This is a genomic window from Micromonospora sp. CNZ280 (genome assembly GCF_011759515.1).
This window is the reverse complement of sequence record NZ_JAAOYP010000003.1, coordinates 328,139-351,853: the sequence shown is the minus strand read 5'-3', so window position 1 is coordinate 351,853 and position 23,715 is coordinate 328,139. Positions and strand designations below refer to the sequence as shown.

The 23,715-nt window shown below is 72.9% G+C and carries 25 protein-coding genes and 5 tRNA genes; 16 read left to right on the top strand and 14 right to left on the bottom strand.

The window, feature by feature from the left end; translation table 11 throughout:
• Window positions 1-111: 111 nt before the first annotated feature.
• Entirely contained in the window at window positions 112-1,326 is a 1,215-nt protein-coding gene (locus FHX32_RS23360) for an alkane 1-monooxygenase (protein WP_167187173.1), read from the top strand.
• A gap of 28 nt (window positions 1,327-1,354) precedes the next feature.
• On the opposite strand, the gene FHX32_RS23355 is transcribed toward FHX32_RS23360, so the two are convergent.
• A complete protein-coding gene (locus FHX32_RS23355) occupies window positions 1,355-1,957 on the bottom strand; it encodes a TetR/AcrR family transcriptional regulator (RefSeq protein WP_167187171.1) in 603 nt (200 codons plus the stop codon).
• A gap of 294 nt (window positions 1,958-2,251) precedes the next feature.
• Between FHX32_RS23355 and FHX32_RS23350 the strand changes: the two genes are divergently transcribed.
• The 7 genes from FHX32_RS23350 to FHX32_RS23315 all read left to right on the top strand — a co-directional run bounded on the left by FHX32_RS23350 (window position 2,252) and on the right by FHX32_RS23315 (window position 6,890).
• Window positions 2,252-2,324, top strand: a tRNA-Gly gene (locus tag FHX32_RS23350).
• A gap of 34 nt (window positions 2,325-2,358) precedes the next feature.
• Window positions 2,359-2,429: transfer RNA gene (locus tag FHX32_RS23345), tRNA-Cys, on the top strand.
• Between the two features lie 12 nt (window positions 2,430-2,441).
• A tRNA-Val gene (locus FHX32_RS23340) sits at window positions 2,442-2,516 on the top strand.
• A 351-nt stretch (window positions 2,517-2,867) separates the two neighbouring features.
• The gene (locus FHX32_RS23335) at window positions 2,868-3,407 is read left to right on the top strand and encodes a PadR family transcriptional regulator (RefSeq protein ID WP_167187168.1); all 540 of its coding nucleotides are present in this window, start codon (window positions 2,868-2,870) and stop codon (window positions 3,405-3,407) included.
• Window positions 3,404-4,120: an ABC transporter ATP-binding protein gene (locus tag FHX32_RS23330; protein WP_486481283.1), complete on the top strand. Its 717-nt coding sequence runs from the start codon at window positions 3,404-3,406 to the stop codon at window positions 4,118-4,120. The genes FHX32_RS23335 and FHX32_RS23330 overlap by 4 nt, the downstream gene beginning before the upstream one ends.
• A gap of 1 nt (window position 4,121) precedes the next feature.
• On the top strand, window positions 4,122-5,882 hold the full coding sequence (locus FHX32_RS23325; protein WP_167187165.1) for an FtsX-like permease family protein: 1,761 nt from the start codon (window positions 4,122-4,124) through the stop codon (window positions 5,880-5,882).
• A 564-nt stretch (window positions 5,883-6,446) separates the two neighbouring features.
• The gene (locus tag FHX32_RS23315; protein WP_486481282.1) at window positions 6,447-6,890 is read left to right on the top strand and encodes a glycoside hydrolase family 15 protein; all 444 of its coding nucleotides are present in this window, start codon (window positions 6,447-6,449) and stop codon (window positions 6,888-6,890) included.
• 3 nt (window positions 6,891-6,893) lie between these two features.
• Here the strand turns inward: FHX32_RS23315 and FHX32_RS23310 are convergent, their stop codons facing one another.
• The 4 genes from FHX32_RS23310 to FHX32_RS23295 all read right to left on the bottom strand — a co-directional run bounded on the left by FHX32_RS23310 (window position 6,894) and on the right by FHX32_RS23295 (window position 9,755).
• On the bottom strand, window positions 6,894-7,415 hold the full coding sequence (locus FHX32_RS23310) for a GNAT family N-acetyltransferase (RefSeq protein ID WP_167187162.1): 522 nt from the start codon (window positions 7,413-7,415) through the stop codon (window positions 6,894-6,896).
• Window positions 7,416-7,508: 93 nt separating this feature from the next.
• Window positions 7,509-7,916 carry a VOC family protein gene (locus FHX32_RS23305; RefSeq protein ID WP_167187160.1) on the bottom strand — a complete coding sequence of 136 codons (408 nt, stop codon included), beginning with the start codon at window positions 7,914-7,916 and terminating at the stop codon, window positions 7,509-7,511.
• On the bottom strand, window positions 7,913-8,698 hold the full coding sequence (locus FHX32_RS23300) for an arsenate reductase/protein-tyrosine-phosphatase family protein (protein ID WP_167187157.1): 786 nt from the start codon (window positions 8,696-8,698) through the stop codon (window positions 7,913-7,915). The genes FHX32_RS23305 and FHX32_RS23300 overlap by 4 nt, the downstream gene beginning before the upstream one ends.
• A gap of 79 nt (window positions 8,699-8,777) precedes the next feature.
• Window positions 8,778-9,755 carry an ArsR/SmtB family transcription factor gene (locus tag FHX32_RS23295; protein ID WP_486481281.1) on the bottom strand — a complete coding sequence of 326 codons (978 nt, stop codon included), beginning with the start codon at window positions 9,753-9,755 and terminating at the stop codon, window positions 8,778-8,780.
• Between the two features lie 70 nt (window positions 9,756-9,825).
• Between FHX32_RS23295 and FHX32_RS23290 the strand changes: the two genes are divergently transcribed.
• Window positions 9,826-10,641 carry an isocitrate lyase/PEP mutase family protein gene (locus tag FHX32_RS23290; RefSeq protein ID WP_167187154.1) on the top strand — a complete coding sequence of 272 codons (816 nt, stop codon included), beginning with the start codon at window positions 9,826-9,828 and terminating at the stop codon, window positions 10,639-10,641.
• Between the two features lie 88 nt (window positions 10,642-10,729).
• Here FHX32_RS23290 and FHX32_RS23285 read toward each other — a convergent pair whose 3' ends face one another.
• On the bottom strand, window positions 10,730-10,978 hold the full coding sequence (locus FHX32_RS23285) for a DUF6458 family protein (protein WP_088995234.1): 249 nt from the start codon (window positions 10,976-10,978) through the stop codon (window positions 10,730-10,732).
• Window positions 10,979-11,141: 163 nt separating this feature from the next.
• On the opposite strand from FHX32_RS23285, the gene FHX32_RS23280 reads away from it, so the two are divergent.
• The 3 genes from FHX32_RS23280 (at window position 11,142) to FHX32_RS23270 (ending at window position 12,005) form a co-directional block, all read left to right on the top strand.
• Window positions 11,142-11,214: transfer RNA gene (locus FHX32_RS23280), tRNA-Gly, on the top strand.
• A gap of 37 nt (window positions 11,215-11,251) precedes the next feature.
• Window positions 11,252-11,326, top strand: a tRNA-Val gene (locus FHX32_RS23275).
• Window positions 11,327-11,489: 163 nt separating this feature from the next.
• The gene (locus FHX32_RS23270) at window positions 11,490-12,005 is read left to right on the top strand and encodes a GNAT family N-acetyltransferase (protein ID WP_167187152.1); all 516 of its coding nucleotides are present in this window, start codon (window positions 11,490-11,492) and stop codon (window positions 12,003-12,005) included.
• 352 nt (window positions 12,006-12,357) lie between these two features.
• Here the strand turns inward: FHX32_RS23270 and FHX32_RS23265 are convergent, their stop codons facing one another.
• Both FHX32_RS23265 and FHX32_RS23260 read right to left on the bottom strand, forming a co-directional pair.
• Window positions 12,358-12,810: a hypothetical protein gene (locus FHX32_RS23265; protein ID WP_167187149.1), complete on the bottom strand. Its 453-nt coding sequence runs from the start codon at window positions 12,808-12,810 to the stop codon at window positions 12,358-12,360.
• 34 nt (window positions 12,811-12,844) lie between these two features.
• Window positions 12,845-13,252, bottom strand: coding sequence for a hypothetical protein (locus FHX32_RS23260; protein WP_167187146.1), 408 nt, complete (start codon window positions 13,250-13,252; stop codon window positions 12,845-12,847).
• A 90-nt stretch (window positions 13,253-13,342) separates the two neighbouring features.
• Between FHX32_RS23260 and FHX32_RS23255 the strand changes: the two genes are divergently transcribed.
• Both FHX32_RS23255 and FHX32_RS35375 read left to right on the top strand, forming a co-directional pair.
• Window positions 13,343-13,918, top strand: a complete 576-nt coding sequence (locus FHX32_RS23255; RefSeq protein WP_167187143.1) for a dihydrofolate reductase family protein — start codon at window positions 13,343-13,345, stop codon at window positions 13,916-13,918.
• 7 nt (window positions 13,919-13,925) lie between these two features.
• The gene (locus tag FHX32_RS35375; RefSeq protein ID WP_486481280.1) at window positions 13,926-14,213 is read left to right on the top strand and encodes a pyridoxamine 5'-phosphate oxidase family protein; all 288 of its coding nucleotides are present in this window, start codon (window positions 13,926-13,928) and stop codon (window positions 14,211-14,213) included.
• A gap of 430 nt (window positions 14,214-14,643) precedes the next feature.
• Here the strand turns inward: FHX32_RS35375 and FHX32_RS23245 are convergent, their stop codons facing one another.
• From FHX32_RS23245 to FHX32_RS23235, 3 genes are read right to left on the bottom strand one after another with little or no spacing between them, the layout of a single operon-like run.
• Entirely contained in the window at window positions 14,644-15,288 is a 645-nt protein-coding gene (locus tag FHX32_RS23245; protein ID WP_167187140.1) for a response regulator transcription factor, read from the bottom strand.
• Window positions 15,285-16,424: a histidine kinase gene (locus FHX32_RS23240; RefSeq protein ID WP_167187137.1), complete on the bottom strand. Its 1,140-nt coding sequence runs from the start codon at window positions 16,422-16,424 to the stop codon at window positions 15,285-15,287. Before FHX32_RS23240 ends, FHX32_RS23245 begins: the two co-directional genes overlap by 4 nt.
• Window positions 16,425-16,433: 9 nt before the next feature.
• The gene (locus tag FHX32_RS23235) at window positions 16,434-17,384 is read right to left on the bottom strand and encodes a hypothetical protein (protein WP_167187134.1); all 951 of its coding nucleotides are present in this window, start codon (window positions 17,382-17,384) and stop codon (window positions 16,434-16,436) included.
• Between the two features lie 202 nt (window positions 17,385-17,586).
• Here FHX32_RS23235 and FHX32_RS23230 point away from each other — a divergent pair, with 202 nt between their 5' ends.
• Complete coding sequence (locus tag FHX32_RS23230) at window positions 17,587-18,591, top strand: NAD-dependent epimerase/dehydratase family protein (RefSeq protein ID WP_167187131.1); 1,005 nt, start codon at window positions 17,587-17,589, stop codon at window positions 18,589-18,591.
• Between the two features lie 111 nt (window positions 18,592-18,702).
• Here the strand turns inward: FHX32_RS23230 and FHX32_RS23225 are convergent, their stop codons facing one another.
• Entirely contained in the window at window positions 18,703-19,674 is a 972-nt protein-coding gene (locus tag FHX32_RS23225; RefSeq protein WP_167187128.1) for an Acg family FMN-binding oxidoreductase, read from the bottom strand.
• 310 nt (window positions 19,675-19,984) lie between these two features.
• On the opposite strand from FHX32_RS23225, the gene FHX32_RS23220 reads away from it, so the two are divergent.
• Window positions 19,985-20,623 carry a response regulator transcription factor gene (locus FHX32_RS23220; RefSeq protein ID WP_167187125.1) on the top strand — a complete coding sequence of 213 codons (639 nt, stop codon included), beginning with the start codon at window positions 19,985-19,987 and terminating at the stop codon, window positions 20,621-20,623.
• Between the two features lie 128 nt (window positions 20,624-20,751).
• On the opposite strand, the gene FHX32_RS23215 is transcribed toward FHX32_RS23220, so the two are convergent.
• Both FHX32_RS23215 and FHX32_RS23210 read right to left on the bottom strand, forming a co-directional pair.
• Window positions 20,752-22,488 (bottom strand): sensor histidine kinase, encoded by a 1,737-nt coding sequence (locus FHX32_RS23215; RefSeq protein WP_167187122.1) that lies wholly within the window; start codon window positions 22,486-22,488, stop codon window positions 20,752-20,754.
• A 39-nt stretch (window positions 22,489-22,527) separates the two neighbouring features.
• The gene (locus tag FHX32_RS23210; protein ID WP_167187119.1) at window positions 22,528-23,535 is read right to left on the bottom strand and encodes an Acg family FMN-binding oxidoreductase; all 1,008 of its coding nucleotides are present in this window, start codon (window positions 23,533-23,535) and stop codon (window positions 22,528-22,530) included.
• Between the last annotated feature and the right edge of the window lie 180 nt (window positions 23,536-23,715).

Here is a 23,715-nt window from a genome sequence, read left to right as displayed (position 1 = left end):
CAAGGTCGGCGACTGTCCGTTTTCGCGGCCAGGCTCTTTACAAAAGGAGCAGCCTTGTAAAGGTCCCGCTCCGGTGTCAGGGTCGGGACTGTCCCGCATCGGAGGTTGACGATGGCGACCGGTGTCCGCGCGACCGTCCCCACTGACCGCTGGCGCGACCCGCGCCGCCCGTTCTGGCCGTTGGCGCTGCTCGTGCCGGCGCTGCCCTTCCTCGGCTACGCGACCTGGCGGGGCACCGACGGCGGCTGGGCGTGGTGGCTCACCCCGGCGATCGTCTTCGGCCTGATCCCGGTCGTCGACCTGCTGATCGGCGACGACCGCGGCAACCCGCCGGAGGCGGCCGTGCCCGAGCTGGCCGCCGACGGCTACTACCGCTGGCTGACCTACCTCTATCTGCCCGCCCAGTACGCCGCGCTGGTGCTCTGCTGCGCGGTGTGGGCCGACGGCCGGCTCTCCCCGTTCGGCGCCGCCGGCCTGGTGCTCACCGCGGGGGTGGTCGACGGCATCGCCATCAACACCGCGCACGAGCTGGGCCACAAGCGGGAACGGCTGGAGCGCTGGCTGTCCAAGGTGGCCCTCGCGCCGACCGGGTACGGGCACTTTCACGTCGAGCACAACCGGGGCCATCACGTACGGGTGGCCACGCCGGAGGATCCGGCCAGCGCCCGACTGGGGGAGACCTTCTGGCGGTTCTGGCCGCGTACCGTCGTCGGCAGCCTGCGCTCGGCCTGGCGGCTGGAGACCGGCCGGTTCCGGATCCGCGGCCGGTCGCCGTGGACCTGGCGCAACGAGGTGCTGAACGCCTGGGCCATGACGGTGGCGCTGTTCGCGGCGCTGGTCGTCGCGTTCGGCCCGGGGGTGCTGCCGTTCCTGCTGCTCCAGGCCGTGGTCGGGTTCTCCCTGCTGGAGGCGGTCAACTACCTGGAGCACTACGGGCTGGCCCGGTGGCGGACCGCGGCCGGCCGGTACGAGAAGGTGGATCCGCGGCACAGCTGGAACAGCGACCGGGTGGTCACCAACGTGTTCCTCTTCCAGCTCCAGCGGCACAGCGACCACCACGCCAACCCGCTGCGCCGCTACCAGACGCTGCGCAGCTTCGACAGCTCGCCGCAGCTGCCCGCCGGCTACGCGACCATGGTGGTCGCCGCGCTGATGCCGCCGCTGTGGCGGCGGATGATGGACCACCGGGTGATTGAGCACTACGCCGGCGACATCGAGCGGGCCAACGTGCACCCGCCGGCCCTGCCCCGGCTGCACGAGCGGCACCGCCGGCGCGCCGCCACCCACGGCGACCGCCGGCCCCACCGACCGGTCGAGGCGCCGTGAACCGGTCCGGCTCCCCGCGCGGCGGCGGTCAGTCCAGCTCGGCGGGGTCGAGGCCGAGTTCCCGCGCGGTGACCAGGCGGACCCACTCGGTGAACTGCCGGCGGGAGATGACCCGGTCGTGCACCGCCAGCTGCACCGCCAGGCCGTCCATCACCGCGCTGATCCGCCAGGCCGCGCCGGCCGGGTCGGCGCACTGGAAGGTGCCGTCGCGAACGCCGTCGGCGATCACCGTGGCCAGGTCCTCCCGCCAGCGCAGGTCCAGCCGGCGGGAGACCTTCTCCAGCTCGGGGGTACGCAGCGACTCGGCCCAACCGTCGATCCACATGGCCCAGGAGATGGTCCGCCCGGCTGGGGTGTAGATCTTCAGGATCCGGCGTAGCTTGGTCAGCGGCGGGGCGCTGGACCGGACCACCGCGTCGAGCCGGGCCAGGTCCTGCTCGGCGGCGTACGCGAACGCCTGGGCGAGCAGCCGGTCCTTGGTGGCGAAGTGGTAGAAGACCAGTGCCTGGCTCACTCCGGCGGCCTGTGCCACGTCGGCCGTCCGGGTGTTGGCCAGGCCACGTTCGGCGATCACGTCACAGGCGGTGCGCAGCAGGGCATCCAGGCGGATCTCGGCCGCACGTCTCGTCACGCCCGTCACCGTAACCCATTTGCCCGAACACGAGCCGTTACCGAAACGGCCTGCCGCGAAGCTAAAGTCAGATGTCGGACACTTCCTGACCTGCGAAAACGTGAATCACGAATAGTCGTCGGTCATTGCCTTGCGAGGATCGGCGCTCGCTGCCGGCCGAGGCTCAGAGATCCTCCTAGGAAGCTCTGGAGGGCGTGTGTACCGACACGGACGCGCCGAGTCGCCCCCCGAGTTGGCAACCCTTCGTCGGCTCGGCTAAAGTTCTCATCCGTCACCGGGGAATGCCGGGGGCACGCGGACGTAGCGCAGCTGGTAGCGCATCACCTTGCCAAGGTGAGGGTCGCGGGTTCGAATCCCGTCGTCCGCTCGGAGCTGCCGCCACGCATGACGGGGGCAACCTCGGTGGGGTGGCCGAGAGGCGAGGCAACGGCCTGCAAAGCCGTGTACGCGGGTTCAAATCCCGTCCCCACCTCGACACAGACGCGGGCGATTGGCGCAGTGGGAGCGCGCTTCCTTGACACGGAAGAGGTCACTGGTTCAAACCCAGTATCGCCCACCAGAAGTACAGCGGGCCCGTCACCGATCGGTGACGGGCCCGCTGCCTTTCGCTTCCCGGCTGTGAGCAGCAGGCCGGGCGGCCGATCGCCGCCGCCGACCCGTGCACCGCCTGCGCTACGACCGGGCCCGCACGAGCCTCGGCCGGTGGCCCGACGCTTCCGCCCGTCCAACTGGCCGCCCGGGCGTGACAGCCGCTCGCGGCCGCGCCGGAGTGCGCACGGAACGTCTGCGGGTCGGCGCACCCGGCACACACTCACGTCGCCGGCCGACCGCGTCCGCACACGCCGCGGCGATTTGACAGCGCCGTAGCTAACGGTTATCCATTAGCGATCTGATCGAAGGGGTTGCCCGGGTGCAGGACGTGGTGCTGGCCATGCTGGCGAAGGAGCCGGCGCACGGGTACGAGCTGCGCAGCCGGATGCGGACCGCGCTCGGCCCGCTGGGCGAGGCGATGAACGCCGGGCAGATCTACGTGACGCTGGCCCGGCTGGCCAAGGCCGGGCTGGTGACCTCGCAGCGGGCCGAGGGCCTGCCGGACCGGCCCGATCGCCGGGTGTACGCGTTGACCCCGGCGGGACAGCAGCGGGTCGCCGCCTGGCTGACCGAGGTGAACTGGCCGAAGCCGGACCTCGCGGAGTTCCATCTCAAGTTGGTGGCCGCCGCGGCCGCCCGGCTGGCCGACCCGCTGGCTCTGGTCGACGCGCAGCGGCGTGAGGTGCTGCGCCGGCTGCGGGACGCCCAGCGGGCCGCGTTGGACCGGGCGGTGGATCCGGTCGCCGGGTTGCTGCTGGAGGGTGTCGTGCTGCGGCTGCGGGCCGACCTGGACTGGCTGGAGGCGTGTGAACGCCTGTGGAGCGGGCGTGACCGGACCGGACGGAAGGCGGGAGCGTGACCGGGTCGACGGTGTTGCAGGCGCGTGGGCTGAGCATGCGGTACGGCGGCGAGCACGCGCTGGTCCGCGCGGTCGACGAGGTCGATCTGGACGTGCCGGCAGGGCAGGCGCTGGCGGTGATGGGACCCAGCGGCTGCGGCAAGTCCACCCTGCTGCATCTGCTCGGCGGGCTGCAACGCCCGACCGGCGGGCAGGTGTGGCTGGCCGGATGCCGGATGGACGCGATGAGCGAGCGAGCCCTGGCCCGGCTGCGGCGCGACCGGATCGGGTTCGTCTTCCAGTCGTTCCACCTCATGGACGAGCTGACCGCGGTGGAGAACGTCGAGCTGGCTGCGCTGCTGGCCGGCCGGTCACCGGGACAGGCCCGCAGGCGGGCGATGTACCTGCTGGACCGGGTCGGGCTGGCCGACCGCGCCGCGCACCTTCCCTCGGCGCTGTCCGGTGGGCAGCGCCAGCGGGTCGCCATCGCCCGCGCGTTGAGCAACGAGCCGCTGGTGGTGCTGGCCGACGAACCCACCGGCAGCCTGGACAGCGCCGCCACCCTGGAGGTGCTGCGGCTGTTCGAGGACCTGCGCACCGCGGGGCAGACCCTGGTGGTGGTCACCCACGACGCGCGCATCGCGGCGGTCGCCGACCGGGTGATCGCCATGCGTGACGGCGCGTTCGTCGACGACAACCGGCTCGCCCGCACCGGCTACGACGGGCGGCGCTGACGTGGCCGGCCGCCTGCTGCTCGTCTGCCGGCTGCTGGTGCGGGACCTGCGCCGCCGCCGGACCGAGACCGCCCTGCTGCTGGCCGCCATCACCGCCGCCACCGCCACGTTGACCGTCGGCCTCGCCCTCACCGAGATCGCCGACCGGCCGTACCAGCAGACCCGGACCGCCACCGCCGGCCCGGACGTGGCCGTGACGCCCCTGGCCACCGGCCAGGCGGCATTGGACGAGCTCGCATCGCTGACCAGCGCGGCCGGCGTCACCGAGCACAGCGGTCCGTTCCCGATCGCCTACCTGACGATGACGGCCGGCGGCACGTCCGCGCACACCGTCGTCGAGGGCCGGGACGCCGCACCCGCGTCCGTCGACCGGCCCGCCGTGACCGACGGCACCTGGGTACGCCCCGGCGGCGTGGTCGTCGAGCGTGCCTTCGCCGACGCCCTCGGCATCCGCACCGGCGACACGGTCAGCATCGACGGTCATCCGCTGCGCGTGATCGGAACCGCGGTCACCGCCGCGAGACCGACGTATCCCTACGCCGGATGGCACCACCCGGGCAGCATCCTGGTCGAGCGCGGCGGCCTGGTCTGGGTCGACCGTAGCGACATCGGCACGCTCGCGGGCGGCCAACCGCTGTCGTACACCGCCAAACTCAAACTCGCCGACCCGGCGGCCAGCGCCGAGCACGACGTCGGCCCCCACCTCACCACCTGGCAGGAGGTCAGCTACCTCAACGGTCGGCTGTACGGCGACGCGCGGATGACGCTGCTCGTCGGCAGCTGGCTGCTCACCGGCCTTGCACTGGCCGGCGTCGGCGGCATCGTCGCGGGCCGGATCATCGGTCAGCGCCGCCGGGTGGGGCTGCTCAAGGCCGTCGGCGCCGGACCGGCCATGATCGCCGCCGTCCACCTCGCCGAGTACCTCGTGATCGGGTTTGCCGCCGCCGCCACCGGGCTGGCCGCGGGCTGGATCGCCGCGCCGGTGCTGATCCGCCCCAGCGCCGGGCTCATCGGCTCCGTCAACGCCCAACCACCCGCATTGCGCACGGTGGTCGCCGTCACCGCCCTCGCCCTCACGATCGCGGTGGCGGCGACCCTGGTGCCGGTGGTGCGCGCCGCCGCCAGCAGCACCGTCCACGCGCTGGCCGACGCGGCGACGCCACCGCGACGCCGGCGGTGGCGGATCTGGCTGTCGCGGCGGCTGCCCACCGCTCTGCTGATCGGCGTGCGGATCAACGCGCGCCGGCCGCGCCGCGCCCGGCTGGTCACGGTGAACACGCTGATCACCATGACCGCGCTCGTCGCCATGCTCATGGTCAACGCCCGGGTGGAGCACTTCGACCTCGGCTACACCGAACTCGCCAACCCGCGCAGCGAGCGAATGGACCGGGCCCTGCTCGTCGTCATCGTCGTGTTGTGCGTCCTCGCGCTCGTCAACGCCGTCGTGAGCACCTGGACCGCCGTCCTCGACGCCCGGCAGCCGCTGGCCGTCGCGCGGACGCTCGGCGCCACGCCCGCGCAGGCCGGCATGGGCCTCGCGGTGGCGCAACTGCTTCCCGCCATACCCGGTGTCGTCGCGGGGATCCCGGCGGGCATCGGGCTCCTCGAGGTGGTCAGCACCGGCGACGTCCGGTACCCGCCCGGGTCCTGGCTGCTCACCACCGCGCTCGGGGTTCTGCTCGCCATCGCCGCGCTCACCGCCATCCCCGCGATGGTCGCCGCCCGGCGCCCGGTCGTGGACACACTCCGGTCCGCACACTGACAGCCACCGGCGGCGGTGGTGGCCGTACGGCTTCCCCGGTTGTGCGCGGTGTGCATTCCGGCAAGCCGACGGTGTCCGGGGTCTGGTGGGCCCAGGGTGGAGACCCGGGCGACCAGCGCCCTCGAGAGCGGTCGCGAGGCGGGCGCCCCGGCCTCGTGTGTCCAGCCGGAAGGCATCGATGTCCGAGACAAGTGCGCGTGGCCGCGTACGGGACGCAGGGAGGCTGCCGCTCGACAGCTCCAGACCCGGTCCGCTACCCGCGCGGGCGTGCGTGACCGACGGCCGCTGAGATGGACTGGGCCGGATGGGCGGTGTTCGGGTTGGTCGCGACCGCCGCGCTCACCGCAGCGATGATCGCGGCGCAACTGGCCGGGCTCACTCGCCTCGACCTGCCCCTGGTGCTCGGGACCCTCGTCACCGAGGACCCCGACCGGGCGCGGGTCGTCGGCTTCTTCGTCCACCTCATCGCCGGTCAGGGCTTCGCCCTGGGGGTACGCGGCCGCGTTCGCCCTGCTGGACCGCGCTACCTGGTGGGTCGGTGCGCTGTTCGGCGTACGCAGCCTGATGACCATGCGCCTGTTGACCTATTCCCCCTCGCGGGCCCCGGTGGCCGCACCGACGACGTCGTTGCCCGAGGATCCCGGTGGGGCGAGGAACTGGGACTACCGTTATGTCTGGCCCAGGGATGCCAGCATCGGCGTCAACGCGTTCCTCGGCGTCGGCAAACTCGACGAGGCCCACGGTTTCCTGGCGTGGCTGCTGCACGCCAGCCGGCTGGCCCGGCTACCACGACAGCGTGCCGGTACGGGTCGGCAACGGCGCCGCCGACCAGCACCAGCTCGACGGCTACGGCTGGGTGGTCGACGTCGCCTGGGTGTTCGTCCAGGCCGGCCACCGCCCGAGGAGCTGGACCCCGCGACCGGGGCCCAGCTCGGCAACTATCCGCAGACGCTGAACCACGCCGCGCTCGTCCAGGCCGCACTCGCCATCCGCGACAGCCCCGCTTGATCCTTAGGCCGTTTCTCCGCTCGCCGCACCGGACGGTGCTGTCTTGGCGGGCTCGTCGAGGCGCAGGATCGTTTCCTCGATCTCCGTCTTCCGCGCGTTGGCGTACGCGATCTCCGTGCCGGTGATGGCGAAGCCTGCTTTCCGCAGCACCTTGAGCGATCCCGCGTTGTCACTGGCGACGCGGGCGAACAGGGGCCGGACGGGAACCGACTCGAGGAGCAGGGCGAGTGCTCGGCTGGCGATGCCCTGCCCCCAGTAGGCCCGGTCGATCCAGTACGTGACCTCGGTGACTCCGTCGATGACGAAGGCGGCGATGCTGCCGACCAGCCGTCCTTCGGCGGTGATGGCGCGATTGATGGCCGTGGGTGACGCCCTGACCTTCGCCATGTGGGCATCGAACGCGGCGCGGTCGGCGGGATCCTCGGCGGTGAAGGCGGCCATCCGGACCGACTCGGGGTCCCGCATCTGTTCGAACAACGCGTCGAGATCGGAGTCGTCGATCGGCCGCAACGCCACGTCAACCACAACTGCCTCCTACGCCGGTCCAGCACCGTTCAGCGCGGGCGAACATATCAGCGGCGTCGGACAGTCGGTGAGGAGTAGCCGGCGGGCTTCTGGTCAGGGCGTGACTGGTGCGGTGGGCGTTCTGTCGGCGGGCTGGAACAGTTCGATGAGATTGTCGGCGGGGTCGGTGAGCAGGATCTGGCGTCCGCCCAGGCCGGCGACCACCTCGCTGCGGAAGGTCAGTCCGCTGCCGCGCAGGCGGTCGATCTCGGCATCCAGGTCGTCGACGACGAGGTGGATGCGGTTGCGTCCGGCGGTGGCGGCGTCGGCGGGGGTGGCGCGGGCGCCGGAGCTGGTCGGTCCGGACAGCAGCAGCCGTAGCGGGCCGCGCACCACGTCGGCGAAGGCAGGAGCGGCGCTGGTGTGGACGGTGAACCCGAGATGGGTCGTGTAGAAGTAGACGGCGGCCTGGACGTCGTCGACGAGGTAACGCACGCTCGCGTACTGGCTGGGTGCTGTCATGGCCGAGTCTCCTTCGCGGGCCGGGTGGCGCTGAGCATGGGCAGCAGATGTCTGACGCGGGTGTCGATGTCGGTCGCGGCGCGCTGGAAGGCGGAGTAGTCGGGGTCGCCGGTTTCGCCGGTCGTCGTAGGGTCGGGGACGCTCCAGTGCATCCGCCGAGGCTCGTCCGCGAAGTCGGGGCAGACCTCGCGGGCCTTGTCGCACAACGTGATCACGTAGTCGTACCGGCGGTCGGTCACCGTGTCGAGGTGCCGGGGCTGCTGTCCGGTGACGTCGATGCCGAAGCTGTCGCGCAGCACCCGTACGGCGTAGGGATGGAGCCTCGGTCTGGGCCGGGTGCCGGCGCTGAGAACCTGGACCTGGCCGCCGGTGCGATGGCCCAGCAGGGCCTCGGCGATCGGCGACCGGGCGCTGTTGCCGGTGCACACGAACAGCACATCGAGCGGCGGCGAGCGCTGCGGGTCCACCGGAGGGGGCGCCGCTGCACGGTGCAGTGCAGGATGCAGGGCCGCTCCGGTGTCGGCCAGCGCCTGCGCGCAGTGGTCCAGATCGAGGTGGTAGTAGCTGTCGCGGCCGTCGAAGCTGCTGCGCGAGGCGGTGACGAGCCCGCTGTCACGCAGCAGCCGAAGGTGGTAGGACACCAGGTTCTGCGGCTCGCCCACCAGCCTTGCGAGCTCCCGGACGCGGTAGTCGCCAGCCGCGAGTGCGGTCAACAGCCGCCAGCGCAGCGGGTGGGCGGCCAGGTACAGGAAGGCCGGGGCGTCGGGGCTCGATGGCACCATGGGCCGACTTTACATCAAATGCGTTTGATGGGTTGTCGGACCGGCGTCGGGCGGCATCCGAACCCTCGCCGCCGGTGGGTCAGCCGGCGGCGGCGAGCAGCGCCTCGGCGACCTCGGTGCGGACGCTGAGCAGCGTCCGGCCCTGCCGGTGCGTGGTCACCAGCCCGGCCGCGCGCAGCGCGGTGAGGTGCTGCGACACCCCGGCCGGGGACAGCCCGGTGCGCCGGGCCAGCTCGCCGCCGGCGGTCGGCGCGGCCAGTTCGGCCAGCAGCCGGGCCCGCCCCGATCCGAGCACCGCGGCCAGCGCCCCGGGGGCGCCGGCCGGGCTCTCCCAGAGCGTGCCGACCCCGCGGGCCGGGTAGCTGAGCTGCGGCGCGTCCCCGGCGGCGACGCTGAGCACCGACGGCCACACGAAGACCGAGGGGACCAGCACGAGGGCGCCACCGGCGGGCACGTCGGGGGCGGCGCAGTGCCGCTGGGCGATGCGTAGTGTGTCGTCCTCCCAGCGGACCCACTCGTGCAGGTCGTTGAGGAGTGCGGCGACGCCGTCCTCGGCCAGCCGGCGGGCCCGGGCGAACACCTCGGTGTCGAGCAGCACCCGGATCCGGGGCCAGTCGGCGGCCACCGCGATCCGCCAGTACGCCTCGATCTCCCCGGCCAGCCGGCGCAGGCCCGCCTCCGGGTCGGCGTACAGGGCGGCCACCGCGGGCGGCCGGTCGCCGGGGCCGAGGTCGAGCTGCGCGCGTACGGTCGCGGCCGGGGTGGCCCGCAGCACCGCCAGCTCGGCGGCCAGGTCGGGGGTGAGGCCGGCCGGCGGCGGGGTGAGGAAGTCGGGGAAGTAGCCGGGGGCGGCCGGGATCAGCTGCCAGAGCAGCCCGTCCGGGCCGACCAGCCCGGCCTCGACCAGGCGCGGCCGCACCCGGCGCGCCCAGGGCAGGTGTACGGCGTGGCGGCCGGGCTCGCGGAGCACCCGGACGCCGGCGGCCACCTCCCAGAGGCAGGAGACGGCAAAGCGGATCCGGGCGACGCCGGCCGCGGACAGCCCGATCGAGACCACGGCACCCCCGGTGGATTCAGCTGGGACTGAAACGATACTGCCGGCGGCCGGACCCGCCCAGACTGGCCGGGTGAGTGACCAACACAGCCGAGCAGAGCTGTTCCGTTCCCTGCACACCGCCGCCTCGCCGCTGGTCCTGGTCAACGCCTGGGACGTGGCCAGCGCCCGGATCGTGGCCGCCGCCGGCGCCCGCGCGGTGGCCACCACCAGCGCCGGCGTGGCCTGGAGCCTCGGCGCGCCGGACGGCGACGCCCTCGGCCGCGAGGCGGCCGTCGACCTGGTGCGCCGGGTGGCCGCCGCGGTACCGGTGCCGGTCTCGGCGGACATCGAGTCCGGTTACGGGGCGAATCCGGCGGAGGTCGGCGAGACCGCGCGGGCGGTGATCGCGGCCGGCGCGGTCGGAGTGAACATCGAGGACGCCCGGTACGACGGTGGGCCGGTGCTCCGTGACGTGGACGACCAGTGCGCCCGGGTCGCCGCCGTCCGGGCGGCGGCCGATGCCGCGGGCGTGCCGGTGTTCGTCAACGCCCGTACGGACACCTTCCTGCGGGGCGTGGCCGGGGTCGCGGGGACCGTGGCGCGGGCCAGGGCGTACCTGGCCGCCGGCGCGGACGGGGTGTTCGTGCCGGGCGTGGTCGACCCGGAGACCATCCGGGCCCTGGTCGCCGACCTGTCGGCGCCGGTCAACGTGCTGGCCGGTGCGGGTGCCCCGGCGGTGCCGGAGCTGGCCCGGCTGGGGGTCGCCCGGGTCAGCCTGGGCTCGTCGGTGGCCGAGGCGGCGTACGCGGTGGCCCGGCGGGCCGCCGACGAGGCGTTCGGCCCGGGGACGTACCAGTCGCTCGCCGGCGGGTTCGACTACGGGGCGCTGAACACCCTGATGCGCTGACCCGCGCACGGCGACGCGCCGGCCACCGGTGTGGTGGTCGGCACGTCGCCGTCGCGACCGTCCAGCTCCGTCGGCCGCGCCGGTGCGGTCAGAGCGGCGGAGCGATGTCCCGGCGCTCCTCGACCCGCCGGTACTCCACCGGCTCGACGGGCTCGGTGGTGCTGACCACCTGGCGGCGCCGGCCCCAGATGAGGGTGGTCATGATGAGCCCGAGCACGCCGGCCGCCATCAGGATCCAGCCGACCACGTCGAGGTCGATGCCGCCGATGCTCGCGTCCAGCGCGAAGGTGAGGATCGCGCCGACCGCGATCAGGAAGATGCTGGTGCCGATACCCACGACAGCCTCCTTGTCAGGGGATGTGGTGTGCTGTCGAGGGTCTTCAGTACCCCGGCGCTGACCTGCGCAACCATGCCGCGGCCCGGGGCCGGGTGGGCCGACGGACCGGGGGATCTTGTCATCGGGTAGAGTTTGGCCCGTCGCCGGGGAACGCCGGCGACACGCGGACGTAGCGCAGCTGGTAGCGCATCACCTTGCCAAGGTGAGGGTCGCGGGTTCGAATCCCGTCGTCCGCTCGCGAGCCACCCCGCGGCTGTGTCGGGTGGTCACCAGGGGCGATTGGCGCAGTGGGAGCGCGCTTCCTTGACACGGAAGAGGTCACTGGTTCAAACCCAGTATCGCCCACCATTGAGTGTGATCAGGCCATCGGCCTGCGCGTTTGCGTTTCGAATGGTAGTCGTAGCGGTAGACTTGTATAAAGTCAAGCCTATATTGCCTGGTAACGGCAGCGGCGATGTAACTGTCCTGACCCGCGGCCGCCGAGCGTCGCGTCGTGTGTTGAACTGGGAGGGTGGAAGCCCTTCGCATCGAGTTCCTGGAGGAAGCTGATCGTCCGGCGATGTGTCGGATGCTCGAGGACTCCGGCGATGTTGCATTCGACGTGCTGTTGCGTCACAGGCGTCCGAGCAGCCTCTACACGACGTTCGTGGCAGTGCGTGGTGACGCGATCGAGGGGATGCTGACCGGATCGTTTGATTCCAACGTCGCTGAAAGCGGGGCGTTCGAGTCGTTCGAGTTGCCGGTCGCACCGCATGCCTTCCTTGATCGGATTCACGTGCACTCGGCGGTGCGACACGCGGGTGTCGGCGGTGCCTTGATCTCGGCGTACGCAGCAGAAGCGGCCGAGCGTGGCTGCACCTTCGTCGCGGGCACGATTGACGTCTCATCGGATCCGACGGCGAGGATCAAGTTCTTCAAGCAGTGCGGCTTCCGCGTCGTCGGTCAGGAGAACTTCGGTGCTCGGCCGACCGATCTTCTCGGTGGGATGCCTGGACGCAGGCATCCTGTCTGGGCCGCCTCGTCCTGAGCCAGGCGACTCGACGGCGGCCGCCGCGGTGACGGCGGCGACGATCTGCCGCACGATGTCCTGGCCGTCGCTGTTGGTGCGGCTGCCGATGAAGCGGTCGAGCAGTACGACGACGCCGATGACGGTGACTGCGATGGCAGGGCGGGAAGTCGTTTGAGCCGGTGTGCCTGCTCGACGGCGACGTGCGAGACCCCCGGCTCGGTGGGCATGCGCAGTGCTGCAGGCACCCAATCGATGCTGCCTTCGTCGGTGTCAGGCCGACTCGATCGCCCGCAAGAGGGCTGCGGCGGCAATGTGGTCCAATGCAACGGACTGGGTCGATTCTGGGTCAAGTCAAGGTGCTGCGGTTACCTCAAGCTGGTTGTTCCGGGTAGAGCACCGGGCGGATCCGCTCGAGCATCTCTCGCAGTTGGACCGCTCCGCGACGAACTGTTGCACTGACGCCGACCGAAAAAAGAGCATCGCATGCTTCCACTGCACGGTCTCGCTCACTAGCGAACACCATGAATACAGCGGTGACGGCGTCTGCGATGTAGGTGCCGTGCTGGAAGTCCGCTGAGGCCAATGCTTCAGCCACAATGGCGAGCCCTGAGGTGTCGTGTCGCCGGAGCAGCGCCTCTGTGGTAGCAAGGGTTACGAACGTGTCGTTGGCATCAAGGACGAGTCGAAGCAGCGGCTCTTGCGATTCGGTCGCCTCAGCGAAATTCGCCAATGCGCGGCCCGCGTCAGCTCGATCCCGGTAGTCGTCGCTCCCAGCGAGCTCGACCAGCGCAGTGACTACCCGGCGTCGCCAGTCCTGGTTCACGAAGACATCCTGCATCGAAACGGCGCATCTGTGATCAGGTCGGCCAGCGCAGGCTCCGGGTCCTCGACGAACGCCGACATGCTCGCGGGCACACCCTCGGGATAGGCGCGTCGGACGTCCTCCACGACGACGCTCGAGCGGTGCTGGCGATTCTGGCCAGCTCCTCGGCGATGAGTGGATGCGGGCTGACCGGGGCGGGGGCGTTGAAGTTGGGCCACGCCCGGCGGCCCAGCGGGTTGACGGCATACAGCAGGTCGAGCTGGAGGCCGGCCAGCCGAGGCGCGGCGGACTCGACGAACCGGCGGTGTTCGGGGAACCGGCCCGGCAGCCGCAGGACGTACGTGGCCGCGGCGATCTCGATCAGCGGCGAGATCGCGAAGCGCGTGCGCAGGAGATCAACCCGCCCGAACCGAAACCGGATCCGCGTCGCTGCGGGTGGCATGCGATTCAGGATAGTCGGAATGTATTGGGCTGTCGGTACGTGAGATACAAGATCGCAAGCTAGGACCAAGCGAGGAAAGGCGAGGATGTTATGAGCAAGGTCGTGATGCACAATGTCGTGTCGGTCGACGGCTTCATCGCCGACGACAACGACGATGTAGGCCCGCTGTTCGAGTGGTACTTCGCGGGCAACGTCCCGATCAATGGGTTCACCGTCACCCAGCAGACCGCGGCGTACCTCGAGTCGACCTGGGCGGCGACCGGCTGCCTCGTGATCGGCCGACGTCTGTTCGACCTGATGAACGGATGGGACGGCAGGCCACCCGCGGGTATCCCGCACGTCGTGGTCGTGTCGCACCGCCCCCGGCCCGACGGCTGGTACCCCGATGCGCCCTACCACTTCGCCGGAGATGTCGAGACCGCGGCCAGACAGGCCAAGGCGCTTGCCCAGGACCGTAACATCGGCGTCGCCGCTGGCCAGGTAGGCGGGCAGTTTCTCGCCGCGCGACTGGTCGACGAGGTGGCGATGGATGTCGCACCCGTGATCTTCGGATCTGGAAGGCGATTCTTCGGTGCTCTCGATACCCAGCAGCTCCTGGAGGACCCGCACGTGGTGATCCGCGGCGAACGGGTTCTGCACCTGCAATACGCGGTGCGCCGTGGATGAGGCACTCATGGCCCATTCACGCGGGCTTGCCGAGACGAACCGCTACCTCACGCTGGGAACGGTCGACGAGTACGGCCGCCCATGGACGTCACCGGTCTACTTCGCCGTCGACGACGACCTTCGAGGCTTCTACTGGGTCTCCGCGCCGACGGCTCAGCACTCGCTCAATCTCCTGACGCGGCCTCAGGTCAGCCTCGTGGTGTTCGACTCCACCGTACCGCCCTACCACGGCCGGTGCCTGTACGCGGCCGGCACGGCCACGGTGCTCGACAGCGCGGAGTTGCGGCGGGCCTGACGATCTATCCCGGGCCGAAGTCGCGTGGCGGTTCCGCGGTATCGGTAGCAGACGTCACCGGATCGGCACCCTGCCGCATCTTCCGAGCCGAGGCGTCCGCGCTGTGGGTACTCTGCCCGCGGGAACCACGGCAGCCATGCGAGCGACACGTACGCGTCGACGACCACCGGCAGCGCATCCGCTGAAGGCCTGCCGCTCCAATGCCCGGACGATCCGGATGCCAGAGACGGAGGGAAGCGGCGGCATTGGGCTGCCACGGTGACAGACAGCTCCCGGGGAACGCGAACTCCTCGATGAGGCCCGTCAGTGCCTGGCGGAGGTCGTTGAGCACCTCGTCTTCGGTGGCACTTTCACCATGGGCGCCGGGGTCTCCTATGTTCTGCGACACCACAGGGCTACGTCCACCAGCACACCGCGGGCTGCGGGCCGGTCAGTCGGGTTGCCCGCCGGTCGCGGCGTAGACGGCGAGCTGTACCCGGTTGGCGCTGCCGGTCTTGGTCATCAGGTTCGCCACGTGGGTTTTCACGGTGGTGACGCCCAGGTGCAGCCGGGCGGCGATCTCCGGGTTGGACAACCCCTGCCCGACCAGGGCGAGCACGTCGCGCTCGCGCTCGGTGACACCCGCCGGCGCCGTGACCGGGGCCCGGTTGGCCTGGGTGTGCACCGCCTGCTCGACCAGGCGGCGCAGCACGGCCTGGCTGAACGGGCTGTCCCCGGCGGCCGCCCGCCGCACCCCGTCCAGCAGCTCGGCCGGGCTGGTGTCCTTGACCAGGAAGCCGCAGGCGCCCGCGGCCAGCGCCGGGTACAGGTGGTCGTCGTCGTCGAAGGTGGTCAGCACCACCACCCGGGTGGCCGGCCGGCTCGCCAGGATCCGGGCGGTGGCCGTGGTGCCGTCCACGCCGGGCATCCGCAGGTCCATCAGCACCACGTCCGGGCGGAGCTGCTCGGCGAGCCGGACCGCGGCGGCGCCGTCGGCGGCCTCGCCGACCACCTCCATGTCCGGCACCGAGCCGCACAGCATCCGCAGGCCGGCGCGGACCAGTTGCTGGTCGTCGACGAGCAGCACCCGGATCATGCGGCGGCCCCCGTGGGCACCCGAGCGGTCAGCCGCCAGCCGGTGCCCGCCGGGCCGGCGTCGAGCCGGCCGCCGAGGACCTCGACCCGTTCCCGCAGGCCGACCAGCCCGTGCCCGGCCGGCCCGCCGGGCGCCGGCCCGGCCGGGCCGCCGGAGTCGCGCAGCTCGAACTCCACCCGGTCGTCGTCGACCTGGATCGACAGTCGGGCCCGGGCCGCCGGGCCGGCGTGCTTGGCCACGTTGGCCAGTCCCTCCTGGGTCAGCCGCAGCACGGCCAGCGCGGTGCGGGAATCCAGCCGGACCACGTCCGGGTCGATGTCCGCCTGCACCTGCAGGCCGATCCGGTGGCTGCGGTCCACCGCGGTACGCAGGGCCACCGGCAGGCCCTCCGGGTCGACGAAGGTGACGTCCCGGGCCGAGCCGGGATCGCGGAGCACGGCCACCAGCCGGCGCAGGTCGGTCAGCGCGCCGGAGCCGGTGGCGTGCACGTCGTCGAGGACCTGCCGGACCCGGGGGTCGTCCAGTGGCAGCACGTTGCGGGCCACCGCGACCCGGAGCACGATCGAGGCCACGTGGTGCGCCACCAGGTCGTGCAGTTCCCGGGCGATGGCGGTGCGTTCCTCGGCGCGTACCCGCGACACCTCCTGCCGGGCGCGGTCGGCGGCCTGCCGGTTCAGCTCGCCGAGCGCCCGGACGTGCATGCCCAGCAGCAGCGGCGCCACCACCGCGGCAGCCGCGGCGTAGAGGACGGTGAGCGCCACCTCGATCAGCTCGTCGTAGTCGGAGAGCATGGTGCCGGTGACGCCGACCGCCAGGCCGGTCCACACCTGCCAGCCGGAGCGGCGGGCGCCCAGCTCGAACATCGCCCAGGCCAGCGCGACCGAGGGGACGGCGTCGTTGTCCGCGCCGAACAGGTAACCGACCGCGAACGCCGCGGACACTCCACAGACGACGGTGAACGGGGACCAGATCCCGAGGTAGCCGAAGAGCAGGACGCCGACCGCGAGCCCCCGGTCGAGCGCGCTCATGGTGCTGCCGTCCGGAGTCAGGACGAGGTAGCCGACCCCGGCCAGGCTCACCAGGGTGAGCCGGATCGCGGTGTACCGCTCCTCGAACAGCCGCTCCACCCAGAGCATGCCGGCATCCTATGCGGCGGTCCGGGCGGGCAGTACCGCCGCGGAACGCGTCGGTAGCAGCCAGGCCGCCGCTGTGCCGACGGCCGTGGCGAGCACCAGCACGGCGAACGCGGCGAGCGTGGTGGCGTCCGGGGCGGTGAGCGGCTGGCCGCGCAGCGCCTGCCAGGTCACCAGCACCAGCAGCCCGCTCCAGGCGAACGCGAAGACGAAGACCAGGCGGGTCCGCCGGGCCACGTCGCGGACCAGCCCGGACAGCAGCATCGCGAACAGCAGCAACGCCTGCAGGCCGTGGATGCCGACGAAGTGCCCGATCCGCAGATCGCCGCCGGTGGTGCTCCACCCGGTCAGCGGCATCCCCGGCCCGCCGTCGGGCACCCCGACCGCGTGCGCGCCCATGGTGGTGCCCAGGCCCCGCTCGTCGAGGGCCAACTGCGCCTCGGTCGGCACCGTCATGGTGAGCCCCTGCAGCAGGCCGACCAGCAGCACCACCATGCCGAGCCGGACCGCCCAGGTGCCGGCCCGGTCCGGCATGCCGTCCCGCCACAGCAGCACGGTCAGCACCGCGGTACCCAGCCACAGCACGCTGATCAGGCCGCCCATGGCCTGCCACAACGTCTCGTCGAGCGGGGTGGCCTCGTTGAAGTGGCTGGCCCGGCCGCGGGCGGCCTGGGCGACGATGATGCCGACCTCCAGGATCGCGGTGACGACGACGGCGTACGAGGTCCAGCGGGCGATCCGCCGGCCGCGCCGCAGGTGCGCCATCAGCCAGGCCAGGGTCAGTCCGTAGAGAACGAAGGAGGCGGCGAACTTCGCGGGCTTCAGCCAGATCGGCTGCCCGCCGACCGTACGGCCGTCGACGACCAGGCCGACGGCGCTGGCCACCAGCAGGCCGCCCATCAGGGCGGCGAGGAGGGTGAGGGCGGGGCTGCCCCGCCAGGCGGTGCGCAGTGAAGTGGTCATGCCTCGACGGTCGTCGTCGCGGGCGGCCGGCACCTCCTGCCGTACGGCCGGACCGGGCTCCTGCCACCGGCCGCGCCTCCTCCGACGGCAGGAGGCCGGTGGCAGGAGCCGCAAGCCCGCGCGGCCGGATTCTGCCGTCGGCAGATCCGCTCACCGTGAACACCGGCCCGGGGCGCCACCCCGGGCCGGCACAGTGGAGCCCATGAGGCTGCTGGTGCTGGGTGGTACGGGTTTCGTGGGTGGAGCGACGGTCGCCGAGGCGGTCCGCCGGGGCTGGTCGGTGACGGTGTTCAACCGGGGCGTTTCCGGGAGCATCCCGGAGGGCGTACACCGGCTGCGGGGTGACCGGACCGCGCCCGGCGGGCTGGCCGCGCTGGCCGACGGCGAGTGGGACGTGGTGGTGGACACCTGGGACGGGGCGCCGCGGGCGGCGGGGGCGGCGGCGCGGGCGCTGCACGGCCGGGTCGGGCAGTTCGTCTACGTCTCCAGCGGGTCGGTCTACGCCGAGCCGGTGCGGCCCGGCTCGGCCGAGGACGCGCCCGTGGTGGACGCCGACCCGGACGCCACCGACGGCGACTACCCGCAGCTCAAGGCGGGCGCCGAGCGGGCCGTGCGGCAGGTGTACGGCGACGCCGCGCTGATCGCCCGGGCCGGGCTGATCCTCGGGCCGGGGGAGGACATCGGCCGGCTGCCCTGGTGGCTGGAGCGGATCGCCCGGGGCGGGGAGGTGCTCGCGCCCGGCCCGGCCGACCTGCCCCTGCAGTACGTCGACGCGCGGGACCTGGCCGGCTGGCTGCTCGACCGGGGCGCGGACCGGCTCGGCGGGACGCTCAACGTGGTCAGCCGCACCGGGCACACCACCATGGGCGAGCTGCTCGACGCCTGCGTGGCGGCCACCGGGGCGGACGCCCGGCTGCGCTGGGTCGACCCGGAACCGATCCTGGCCGCGGGCGTGGTGCCCTGGAACGACCTGCCGATCTGGATCCCGCTCGGGCACGAGTACCGCTGGTTGCAGGAGCGCGACGTCAGCCGGGCGTACGCGGCGGGGCTGACCTGCCGCCCGGTGACCGAGACGGTCGCCGACACCTGGCAGTGGCTGCGCCAGGTCGGCACCGTGCCGCCGCGGGCCGGACGCCCGCAGCGGGCGAAGGTGGGGCTCGACCCGGCCCGGGAGGCGGCGCTGCTGGCCGGCCTCGCCCCGGCCTGACCGGCCGGCGCGTCCCTGCCGGGCCGGGACGGCTCCCGCCCGGCCGGGGCGGCGCCCCGCACGGGAAGCCCGCGCGGGCCGGTCGCCGGTCGAGGCGACCGGCCCGCCGGGTCACGGGCCGACCGGCAGTTCCAGCACCTCGTCGACGTCGCGGCGGGGCGTCGGCGATCCCGGCTGGCCGTAGCCGATCCGCAGCACCATCTGCGGGGTGCCGAACCGGCCCAGCGAGAGCCGCAGCTGCTCCCGGGCCCCCGGCACCTCGATCGGCTGCGACAGCATCGACACCGACAGCCCGGAGTCGGTCGCGGTGAGCAGCACCCGCTGCAACGCCTGGCCGGCGACCACCTGGTCCACCGCCGTGTTGCCGGCGGAGCCGAGCACGGCCACCAGCGGCTCCGGTTCGAAGTCGCGTCCCGGGGCCCGGTCCAGGCCGCCGAAGCCGCGCGACGGCAGCAGGTCCTGCGGCTCGCTCTGCGGGCCGCCGGCGGCGGCCGGCACCCCGTCCGGGGCGGGCTCGGTACGCACCCAGTCGGTGCGTTCCGCCCGGTAGGCCGGGTCCCGTTCGAGCACCCGGTGGGCGCTGCGGGCGATCTCGGCGAAGGCGTTCACCGCGCTGACCCCGATCAGCAGCTCCAGCCAGCACAGCTCGGCCCGGGCCGCCTCGGCGAGCCGCCACCGGGCGTCGGCCGGCACCGGGTCCGGCCAGAACGGCGCCCGGTTGCTGAACCGGCGGGGGATGGCCGCGTACAGGCTCTGCTCGGTCGGGGTGGGCCGGCGGGGCACGTCGGGCACCAGCCGGGCCACCACGTCCGGCTCGGCCGGGTAGGGGCGCAGCCGCACCCGCGCCGGAGTACCCGCCACGGCCAGCGCGAGCCGCAGGTTGAACAGAGCCGCCCCGCAGGCGATCCGGACGCCCCAGCCGCTCGGGTCGGTGGCCGGCAGCCGCCGGGACGCGTCGACGAGCACCTCGATGCCGCCGTCACGCAGGCGGAACCGCCACGGCTGGGTGTTGTGCAGCGACGGCGCGCGTACCGCGTCGGTCACAGCGTTGCGCAACTGTTCGACGGTGTAGGCGGTGTCCATGTTCGGCTCCTTCGGCCCTCGCCGGGTTCCTCTCCACGGTGCCCCGGCCGGCACCGGGCCGGACAGGGCCGGACGTCCCGTCCGTCTGGGCCCGAGCGCCCCCCGCCGCAGGTCAACCGCCTTGTCAGCACCGCGCCGGGCTGGCTGCGCCCGCCCACCTACGGCGGCCAGCCCCGGCCCGCTCCGGTGCGGCCGCCCCCGTTCCGCCCGGTTGTCACCCGTGACGGCGGCTGTCCGCGCGGCCGCAGGTCACGGCGGTTCGGGACCTTCGGCCCGTGCCGATCCGCCCGGCAGCGGGTAGAAACGAGGAATGATCCGGGTGTTCCTCCTCGACGACCACGAGGTCGTCCGTCGTGGCCTTGCCGACCTGCTGACCAGCAGCGGTGACATCGAAGTGGTCGGCGAGTCCGGCTCCGCCCAGGAGGCGGCGCGGCGGATCCCGGCGCTGCGGCCGGACGTGGCCATCCTCGACGCCCGGCTGCCCGACGGCAACGGCATCGACGTGTGCCGGGACGTCCGGGCCGTGGACTCCTCGATCAAGGGTCTGATCCTCACCTCGTACGAGGACGACGAGGCGCTGTTCGCGGCGATCATGGCCGGCGCGGCCGGCTACGTGCTCAAGCAGATCCGCGGCACCGACCTGGTCGACGCGGTGCGCCGGGTGGCGGCCGGGCAGTCGCTGCTCGACCCGGCGATCACCACCCGGGTGCTGGAGCGGATCCGCAGCGGCGTCGAGCAGCCCCGGGAGCTGAAGGACCTCACCGACCAGGAGCGGCGGATCCTGGAGTACGTGGCCGAGGGGCTCACCAACCGGGAGATCGCCGGCAAGATGTTCCTGGCCGAGAAGACGGTCAAGAACTACGTCTCCAGCGTGCTCGCCAAGCTGGGCCTGGAGCGCCGTACCCAGGCCGCAGTACTGGCCACCCGTCTGCTCGGCAAGACCCACTGACCCACCACCACCCGCCGACCCCGGCGCGCACGTTCAGAGAACGAGTGGCCTCGTCGCGCCCGGAGGCCCCTCGTTCCCTGTACGAGCGCCCCATGAGGTCGTGGCGGGGGAGGGCAGGGGCATCTCTGTCAGTCGCGGAGGGGGACGGACCAGTGCACTTCGGTGCCGCGCGGGCTGGCCGGGCGTACCTCGAACACGCCGCCGTGCCGTTCGGCGCGTTCACGCAGGTTGACCAGACCGCCCCGGGCGGCGGTCGGGTCACAGCCCACCCCGTCGTCGGTGACGGTGACCGACACCTGACCGGCGTCGACCCGGACGGCGACCGCCACCCGGTCGGCCTGGGCGTGGCGTACCGCGTTGGACAGCGCCTCGCGTAGCACGGCGGTGAGGTCGGGGCGGACCGCGTCCGGCACGGCGCTGTCGATCGGCCCGGCCAGCTCCAGGCTGGGCCGGTAGCCGAGCGACTCGGCGGCCACCTCGACCGCCTCCCGGATCTCGGTGCGCAGCGCCGCGCTCATCGGCGTGCGCAGCTCGAAGATGGTGCGGCGGATGTCCTTGATGGTGGCGTCCAGGTCGTCGACCGCCGCGTTGATCCGCTTGGCGATCTCCGGCTTCGCCGCCATCGGGGCGGCGCTCTGCAGTTGCAGGCCGGTGGCGAAGAGCCGCTGGATGACCACGTCGTGCAGGTCGCGGGCGATCCGCTCGCGGTCCTCCAGGACGACCAGCAGCTCCCGCTCCTCCTGGCCCCGGGCCCGCTCCATGGCCAGCGCCGCCTGCCCGGCGAAGCTGCCGAGCTGGGCGAGCGCCTGGTCGTCGATGCTGGACGGCATGTGGTCGGGCCGGTGCGCGATCACCAGCACGCCGTGCAGGGTGTCCGCGGTGGCCAGCGGGGAGACCACCGCCGGCCCGGTGTGCAACAGCGCCGGCCAGGGCGCGGCGTGCGCGAGGTCGTCGACCACGTCGTGCCGCCCCTCGGCGACGGCCGCGGCGAAGCTGGTCTCGGCGGCCGGCAGCGCGGTGCCGACCAGCGCCCCGGCCTGGTCACCGGCCCCGTCGACGACCTCGACGGTGAACTGGCCGGCCTCGGGGTCGTAGAGCAGCACCAGCGCCAGTTCGGCCTCGGCCACCTCGCGGGCCCGGCGGGCCACCAGCGCCAGCGCGTCGGTGCGGCGCACCTCGCCGAGCAGCACCGAGGTGATCTCGGCGGTCGCGGCCAGCCAACGTTCCCGCTGGTGGGCCAGGGCGTACAGGCGGGCGTTCTCGATCGCTACGCCGGCCGCGGCGGCCAGCGCGACCACGATCTCCTCGTCGTCGTCGGTGAACTCCGTGGCGCCCTGCTTCTCGGCCAGGTAGAGGTTGCCGAAGACCTGGTCGCGGATGCGCACCGGCACGCCGAGGAAGCTGTGCATCGGCGGGTGGTGCGGCGGGAAGCCGTACGAGTTGGGGTGCTGGGTGATGTCCGGCATCCGCACCGGGCGGGGGTCGTCGATGAGCAGGCCGAGCACACCCCGCCCGTGCGGCAGGTCGCCGATCTTGGCGTGCAGCTCGGGATCGATGCCGTAGGTGATGAAGTCGTGCAGCATCCGGTCGGCGCCGATCACGCCGAGCGCGCCGTAGCGGGCGCCGGCCAGCTCGCACGCCGCCTCGACGATCCGCTGCAGCGTGCTGCGCAGATCCAGGTCGGTGCCGATGCCGACCACCGCGTCCAGCAGCGCCCGCAGCCGCTCGCGGCTGGTGACCACCTCGCCGACCCGGTCGAGCATCTCCTGCAGCAGCTCGTCGAGGTGGACCCGGGACAGCGGGCTCAGGCCGAGCGAGGGTGTCGCCGGTAGCTCGGGCCGGGGGTTCGGTGCGTTGGCCGCCATCGGCCGATCTTATCGGCCGATGGCGCCGGCACGAACGCGTCAACCCTGACCGTGGACCGCCGAGGTGTCCACCACCTGCTCCACCGGGAGCCGCGGGGTGTGCGGCGGCCCGGCGTGCGCCGGGTCCGCGATCCCCAGGCGCAGCACGATGTACGGGTGGCCGAGCCCGGCCAGCAGCCGGCGCAGCGTCTGCCGGGTGCCCTCCACCTCCACCACGCCGCTCAGCGGCACCACCGACACGCCCTGCCGGGTGGCGGTCAGCCACGCCGCGGAGAGCGCCTCGCCGGCGCGCAGCCAGCTGTCCCGCTCGTCCTCGTCGCCGTAGAGCAGCGCGTACACCGCCGCCCGGTCGTGGCCGGGCCCGATCGGCAGGCTGCCGGGGCGGCCGAAGTCCCGGCCCGGCACGGTGGTCTGCGGCGGCTGCTCGGGCAGCACCTCCGGGGGCAGCCCGGTGCCGGTGCCGGCCCGGCTGGTCCAGTAGTCCAGCTCCTCGCGCAGCTGCGGGTCCTCCGCCTCGACAGTGGCGGCGTGTCCCGCCGCGGCGGCCAGCTCCATCACCTGGTCCTGGTTGAGGACCTGCAACCGGCAACCCTCGGCGGCGACCGCCGAGCTGATCTGCCCGAGCGCGGCGGTGGACACCGGTTCGTCGCTGACCGGCCGCCGGTCGGTGTGCCGCACCTGCATGCACTGCACCATGTGCATCGCGTCCGGGTCCGCCCCGGTACGGGCGAAGCCGGTCAGCCGGGCCAGCAGCTGCGCGTCGTCCGGGTCGGGCAGCCGCTCCACGATCGCCGTCCAGCCCTCGGCGGCCAGCGCCAGCCGGGCGTGGTGCAGTGCCGTGCCGCAGCTGATCGCCAGCAGCCGACCCTCCGGGTCGGTCGCGGTGAGCCCGCGGTCGGGGACCGCGTGCAGCTCCAGCGCGTCGGGCAGCACCCGCCACCGCCACGGTTGGGTGTTGTGCACCGACGGGGCGTGGCCGGCCATGGCGGCCGCCTCCGCGAGCGCGGTGGTCAGCGGCCGGTCGCTCGCCGGCGTCTCCTGGCTCATCGTCACGACCCTTTCGTCTCTGCCCATCGTGCCGTACCCGGGTGGCGTCGCGGGTGGGGTTGCCGCTCCATCCTGCGACATCCGCTGGACAGCCGCACGGTACCCAAGGTCCCGCCGACGCCGGGTCGTTCGGCCCGCCCCGGCGCGCCCGCCGATCGCCACGGACGGGGCGAACCGCCC